Source organism: Anabaenopsis sp. FSS-46 (genome assembly GCF_029891665.1).
Taxonomy (GTDB): Bacteria; Cyanobacteriota; Cyanobacteriia; order Cyanobacteriales; family Nostocaceae; genus Anabaenopsis; species Anabaenopsis arnoldii.
Genome location: NZ_JANQDG010000089.1, coordinates 1 through 5,859, shown reverse-complemented (window position 1 = coordinate 5,859; position 5,859 = coordinate 1). Strand labels below are relative to the sequence as shown.

General features: G+C 44.8%; 5 protein-coding genes. 2 read left to right on the top strand and 3 right to left on the bottom strand.

The annotated features are described in order from the left end of the window. Nucleotides 1–377 precede the first annotated feature (377 nt). The 3 genes from NWP21_RS10455 to NWP21_RS10445 all read right to left on the bottom strand — a co-directional run bounded on the left by NWP21_RS10455 (nucleotide 378) and on the right by NWP21_RS10445 (nucleotide 2,819). A complete protein-coding gene (locus NWP21_RS10455) occupies nucleotides 378–728 on the bottom strand; it encodes a DUF1257 domain-containing protein (protein WP_200989473.1) in 351 nt (116 codons plus the stop codon). Between the two features lie 141 nt (nucleotides 729–869). Then, nucleotides 870–2,381, bottom strand: a complete 1,512-nt coding sequence (locus NWP21_RS10450; protein ID WP_271733831.1) for an AAA family ATPase — start codon at nucleotides 2,379–2,381, stop codon at nucleotides 870–872. 93 nt (nucleotides 2,382–2,474) lie between these two features. Next, nucleotides 2,475–2,819 (bottom strand): hypothetical protein, encoded by a 345-nt coding sequence (locus tag NWP21_RS10445; RefSeq protein WP_280792647.1) that lies wholly within the window; start codon nucleotides 2,817–2,819, stop codon nucleotides 2,475–2,477. A gap of 346 nt (nucleotides 2,820–3,165) precedes the next feature. On the opposite strand from NWP21_RS10445, the gene NWP21_RS10440 reads away from it, so the two are divergent. Both NWP21_RS10440 and NWP21_RS10435 read left to right on the top strand, forming a co-directional pair. After that, nucleotides 3,166–4,320, top strand: a complete 1,155-nt coding sequence (locus NWP21_RS10440) for an NAD-dependent epimerase/dehydratase family protein (protein ID WP_280792648.1) — start codon at nucleotides 3,166–3,168, stop codon at nucleotides 4,318–4,320. A gap of 206 nt (nucleotides 4,321–4,526) precedes the next feature. Continuing rightward, a complete protein-coding gene (locus tag NWP21_RS10435) occupies nucleotides 4,527–5,663 on the top strand; it encodes a glycosyltransferase family 1 protein (RefSeq protein ID WP_280792646.1) in 1,137 nt (378 codons plus the stop codon). Nucleotides 5,664–5,859: the final 196 nt, after the last annotated feature.

Here is a 5,859-nt window from a genome sequence, read left to right as displayed (position 1 = left end):
CGTTGATGATTATCAATAAAATAAGGTTTTTATCAATAAGAATAAGGTACATTTTGTCAAGAGTAGGGAAATTTTCAAGCGTTGAAACCGTTGCCACATAAATGTTTCAAGATTGTTAAGAAAAATGTGGGTAATGAATAGTTGTAAGGGGAGGGGACTGGATTTGATTGTTTTTTGTGTGTTCCCTGTTCCCCATTCCCTGTTCCCTGTTCGGTGTGTTCCCTGTTCCCTAAGATAAAAATTACCTGTTGAAAACTTATCAAACATCCTCTTAGAGTCATGGACAAATTTCCCAGTATAATACCAGAATAAAAAAGCGGGCTAACCGCTAATGATGTGGTTAACCCGTTCAGCTTTGGGAACGCGCTGAGAAATATTTATTGCAATACCAACTTGACATTGGCGTTTTGCAGACCGCGCTGTTTGACTTCAGACAAGGTTTTGTTAACAGCGTACTTTTGGTTGATGGAGTTGATTAACTCGGTTTGGTTGTGCTTCTTAGCAACGCCCCACAGATCGGCGATGAGGTCAAAGGAACCATCGCTATTGCGGGACCAACCTAGATCATATTCACCTTCCAAAACAGCCACGATGTCCGAACGAACGCGCTGACCATTGTAACCACGAACATCAGCTTCAGTCTTTACGGTGATACCTAAGTCGCGTAAAGAAGACTTGAGGATTTCAGCATCGGTGATTTTGGTACGCAGAGTGCTAAAATGAGACATTTGGGTTTCCTCCAGTGAGAAGAGTGAGAAAAAAGACAACGGTTTTTTTTCGGTAAGCCGCGCTGATGGAAATGCGGCTTTTTCTCTTTGCTGCTAGCTTTTGGGCTAGCCTTTGCCCCCGGGGTGAGCAGGGGAAAGCTTTTAAAACTCCAGGCGCTGATATTCAGCAACGGAGGCTGCGGCGGGTCGTGCGCGCTGTCTAGCCCAATCTCTCAGGGCTGTTACTTGTTCTTGCATCGTCCGAGACAACGGCAGAGTCGCTTTTAGTGCAGCAATAATATCTAATTGTGTGAACTCGCGGTCTTGGGCAAAGGCTTCATACATTGCCGCCACAAGTGCTTGTTCAATTTCTGCCCCCGAGAAGCCGTCAGACATCTTGGCTAATTGCTCAAGATCGAATCGCGAAATTTCTTCACGACGCTTGGTGAGGTGGATTTTGTAAATATCCTGGCGTTCTTCGGTTGTGGGCAGATCCACAAAGAAAATTTCGTCAAAACGTCCTTTCCGTAAAAATTCTCCTGGTAAGCGTTCCACTCGGTTAGCAGTGGCCATGACGAAGACTGGAGATTTTTTATCTTGCATCCATGTTAGGAAAGAACCAAAGATTCTACTTGATGTACCCCCATCTGAATCAGATGAACCTGAGCTACCCGCAAAGGATTTATCTAACTCGTCTATGAACAGAATCGCTGGAGAGATAGATTCTGCTGTTTTTAGGGCATTACGTAAATTTGCTTCACTTCTTCCCACCATTGAGCCGTCATATACCCGCCCCATATCTAGGCGTAGTAATGGTAAACCCCATAGTCGGGAGGTAGTTTTGGCAATTAGCGACTTACCGCAACCAGGAACACCAAGAATTAACATCCCTTTGGGTTGAGGTAAACCATACTCTCTTGCCCTTTCTGTGAAGGCATTCGATCGCTGTTTGAGCCACCTTTTTAGTTCTTCTAAGCCCCCTACAGCATCAATGGTTGCATCTTCTTCGATGTATTCTAAAATACCATTGCGCCGAATTAGTTGCTTTTTCTCTGATAGAACTATATCTACTTCCTCTTCCGTTAGGCGACCTGTAGTTACTTGTGCCTTACGGTATACTTTCTCAGATTCGTCTTTAGTTAAACCTAAAGCGGCTCTGAGAAGCTTTTCTCGCGCCTCGGTTGTCAGTCGTCGCCCCCGATTTTGCTCTAAATGGTAAGTTAAGACTTTGTTTAACTCCGCCATGTCTGGCAATTGGAAGTCAATCACCACAACTTCTTTCTCTAGTTCAATGGGAACTTGCTGCATGGGTGACATCAAAATGATGTTCTTCTGCATTCCCTTGAAGCTGGCGATCGCATCTCTTAACGACCTTGTTGTGGCCGGCGCATCAATAAACGGATGTAAATCTTTAAGAATAAATATACCAGGTTCTTTCTGTCGGATTATCCACTCAATTGCAGCCTCTGGGGAAACAGTGTTGTGTTGAGTGACGTTCCGGGGTTGCCCACATTCCACGATGCCGTGAGTTACTGTCCAGACGTATACGCGGCGTTGGGGCTTTAATATTTGGGCGATTGTGGAAATTGCCTGTTCCGCCCGCTCTTCCTCGGAGGTCACAAGGTAGATTAGAGGATATTGAGCTTGAATTAGAATACTGAGCTCTTCTTTCATACAATCGACCTGCTTGAGACCTTATACAGTAAAGACATCGTTTTTTGGTTGTGGCAACAGCAGAATTATGAATTGTTCATTCATCATTCTTACCTAGCAAGGAACCAATTCTTCCTCACCCTTGGGATGAGTTTCATCTTTTTCCATTTCATCAATAGATAGATGCTCCCTCATTATTCCCGGTTGATTAGCCATAGCAATCAGTTCTCCATCACGTAAGACTAATGAACTGTCACAATCTGGGCAGGAATAAATTCGGTGTGTTCGTCCATACACAGAAGCTTCAATTTCCTCCACTAATTCTGAGTTAGCTAGGTAGAAGACTAGGGCGCGTTCGGCAAGTTCAGACATCGGTTCGGAATCAATAGCTGAACGAATCTTCAGTTTTTTGTGAACTTCTGGCGACAAATACAAAGTAACCTTTTGCTTAGCTTGCATATAACTCTTTGACGGCCTTACCCGGGTATGTATATCACCTTATCGGTTGGTTTATCAGTTGTCAAGACGTTAAAGCGTTTTAACGCTATTTTTGTTACGTTTATTTACAATAGATGAGTCAAGAATGATCATTTGTTCGACAACATTGCCTGGACGTGAAGGATTCTGGCGCGGGAATCCCCGGAGGTCAAAGACTTCAAGGGTGAATTTTCAATTGCTTAATGCTCCTCATCCCCGTCATCCTCATGAATTTCCAACCCAGAACCAGCTATTTTTACAAGAATGATCGTGAATAAGGTACAGAAACCTGATAGATTTAGCTATCAGCGAGTAAAAACTGGTGAAGATGAAAGTCCTGGTTATTGGTGGTGATGGATATTGCGGTTGGGCAACTGCACTTTACCTTTCCAACCGAGGTTATGACGTTGGAATTTTAGATAGTTTGGTGCGGCGGCACTGGGATAATGAATTGGGTCTGGAAACTCTAACTCCCATCGCACCAATTCAGCAACGCCTCCAGCGCTGGCAAGATTTGACAGGTAAATCTATCGACCTATTCATTGGCGATATTACTAACTACGAATTTCTCAAGAAAGTTCTACACCAATTTGAGCCCCAGGCTCTAGTGCATTTTGGTGAACAACGATCAGCGCCCTTTTCCATGATTGACCGAGAACACGCAGTTCTCACCCAGGTCAATAACGTAGTCGGCACATTAAACCTGCTCTACGCCATGCGAGAAGATTTCCCAGATTGCCACATGGTAAAACTGGGAACAATGGGCGAATATGGTACACCCAATATCGACATCGAAGAGGGGTACATCACAATTGAACACAACGGGCGCAAAGATACCCTACCGTATCCTAAGCAACCCGGCTCCATGTACCACCTGAGCAAAGTTCATGATAGTCATAATATCAACTTTGCTTGCCGTATCTGGGGATTAAGAGCTACAGACCTAAATCAAGGGATAGTTTATGGCGTTCTCACCGAAGAAACGGGAATGGACGAGATGTTAATTAATCGTCTTGATTATGATGGAGTGTTTGGAACAGCACTAAATCGTTTCTGTATCCAAGCTGCGATTGCCCACCCCCTCACCGTCTACGGTAAAGGTGGACAAACTCGCGGATTCTTAGATATTCGGGATACAGTACGATGTATTGAACTAGCGATCGCTAACCCTGCAGCGCCAGGGGAATTCCGGGTATTTAACCAATTTACTGAACTATTCAGCATTGGTGACCTGGCATTAATGGTGAAAAAAGCTGGCAATGCCATAGGACTGAATGTAGAAATCAATCACCTGGATAACCCCAGAGTGGAAAAAGAAGAACACTACTTCAACGCCAAAAATACCAAACTGCTAGACCTAGGTTTACAGCCGCACTATCTGTCTGACTCCTTACTAGATTCTCTGTTAAACTTTGCCGTCAAGTATCAAAAACGAGTTGATCACCAGCAAATTCTGCCCAAGGTATCTTGGCACAGAAATTAATTCTCAGCCTGTAGCGAAACATCCTTTTTGACTGAGCATCAACTATATAGTTTGTAGGGTGGGCATCTTGCCCACTTCTACCTAGCAGGGCGGACTGACCATAAAGCCTGCATATGCACGATTTGTATCTATACCCACCAGACCGAGTGTCTGGGTAATTGATTGCCATCCAAAAGCATCTGGGATTATCTGCTTATTTAGTTTTTATGAGAATCGCCCTATTTACTGAAACCTTTCTCCCGAAAATTGACGGCATAGTCACGCGCCTGCGCCATACTGTAGACCATCTCCAGCGCCGTGGTGACCAAGTACTAGTGTTTGCCCCTGATGGCGGCATCACCGAACACAAAGGAGCTCAAGTTTACGGCGTGAGTGGTTTTCCGCTGCCATTGTATCCAGAGCTAAAAATGGCCTTACCCCGTCCCGCCATTGGTTCTGCTTTAGAAGAATTTCAGCCAGATATTATTCATGTGGTTAATCCAGCTGTCTTAGGACTGGCGGGAATTTTTTATAGCAAGATCCTCAAAATACCATTAGTAGCCTCCTACCATACCCATTTACCTCAATACCTCCAGCATTACGGATTGGGAATGCTAGAAGGGCTGCTGTGGGAATTGCTCAAAGGTGCTCATAATCAAGCCGCTTTGAATCTTTGTACCTCTACGGCGATGATGACAGAACTCACAGGACATGGTATCGAACGGGTCAAGATCTGGCAAAGAGGTGTAGATACAGAATTATTTCATCCTAATTTAGCTACTGGGGTCATGCGATCGCGTCTGTCTGAAAATCACCCAGACAGTCCCTTGCTACTCTATGTCGGTCGTCTTTCCGCCGAAAAGGAAATTGAGCGCATCAAGCCCATATTAGCAGCAATTCCCGATGCTCGATTGGCATTGGTAGGTGATGGTCCCCACCGTCAAGAATTAGAAAAACATTTTGCCGACACTCCCACCCATTTTGTGGGATATCTCATGGGGACAGAATTAGGTTCTGCCTTTGCTAGCGCCGATGCCTTTATTTTTCCCTCTCGCACAGAAACACTAGGTCTGGTGCTACTAGAAGCAATGGCCGCTGGTTGTCCGGTAGTAGCAGCCCGTTCTGGGGGAATTCCTGATATTGTTACAGATGGCCTTAATGGCTATCTTTTTGACCCCACAGCAGATGTTGAAGATGCCATTAATGCCACTGTCCGCCTCCTACAACACAAGCAAGAACGAGATGTCATCCGTCACAACGCCCGTAGAGAGGCAGAAAAATGGGGCTGGTCAGCTGCCACAGGTCAGCTACAAGATTACTATCAAAAGGTGCTTTTCTCGGAAAAAATGACAAAAGTAGCCTAAATAGACATTTGTATAACCCCCTCCATGAAAACTGCTTTGAGACTCCCCGCACCCTTGGTGACGGGGATTGTTATTTCATCTGTCCTCCTTAGAGACTTAGAGGATGTTTGTCAAGTCATGATTAGTGTATCGAATATTATTTGACCCCTCCCTAACCCTCCCCTTGTAAGGCTATCGATTACCCGGATCTTTCTTA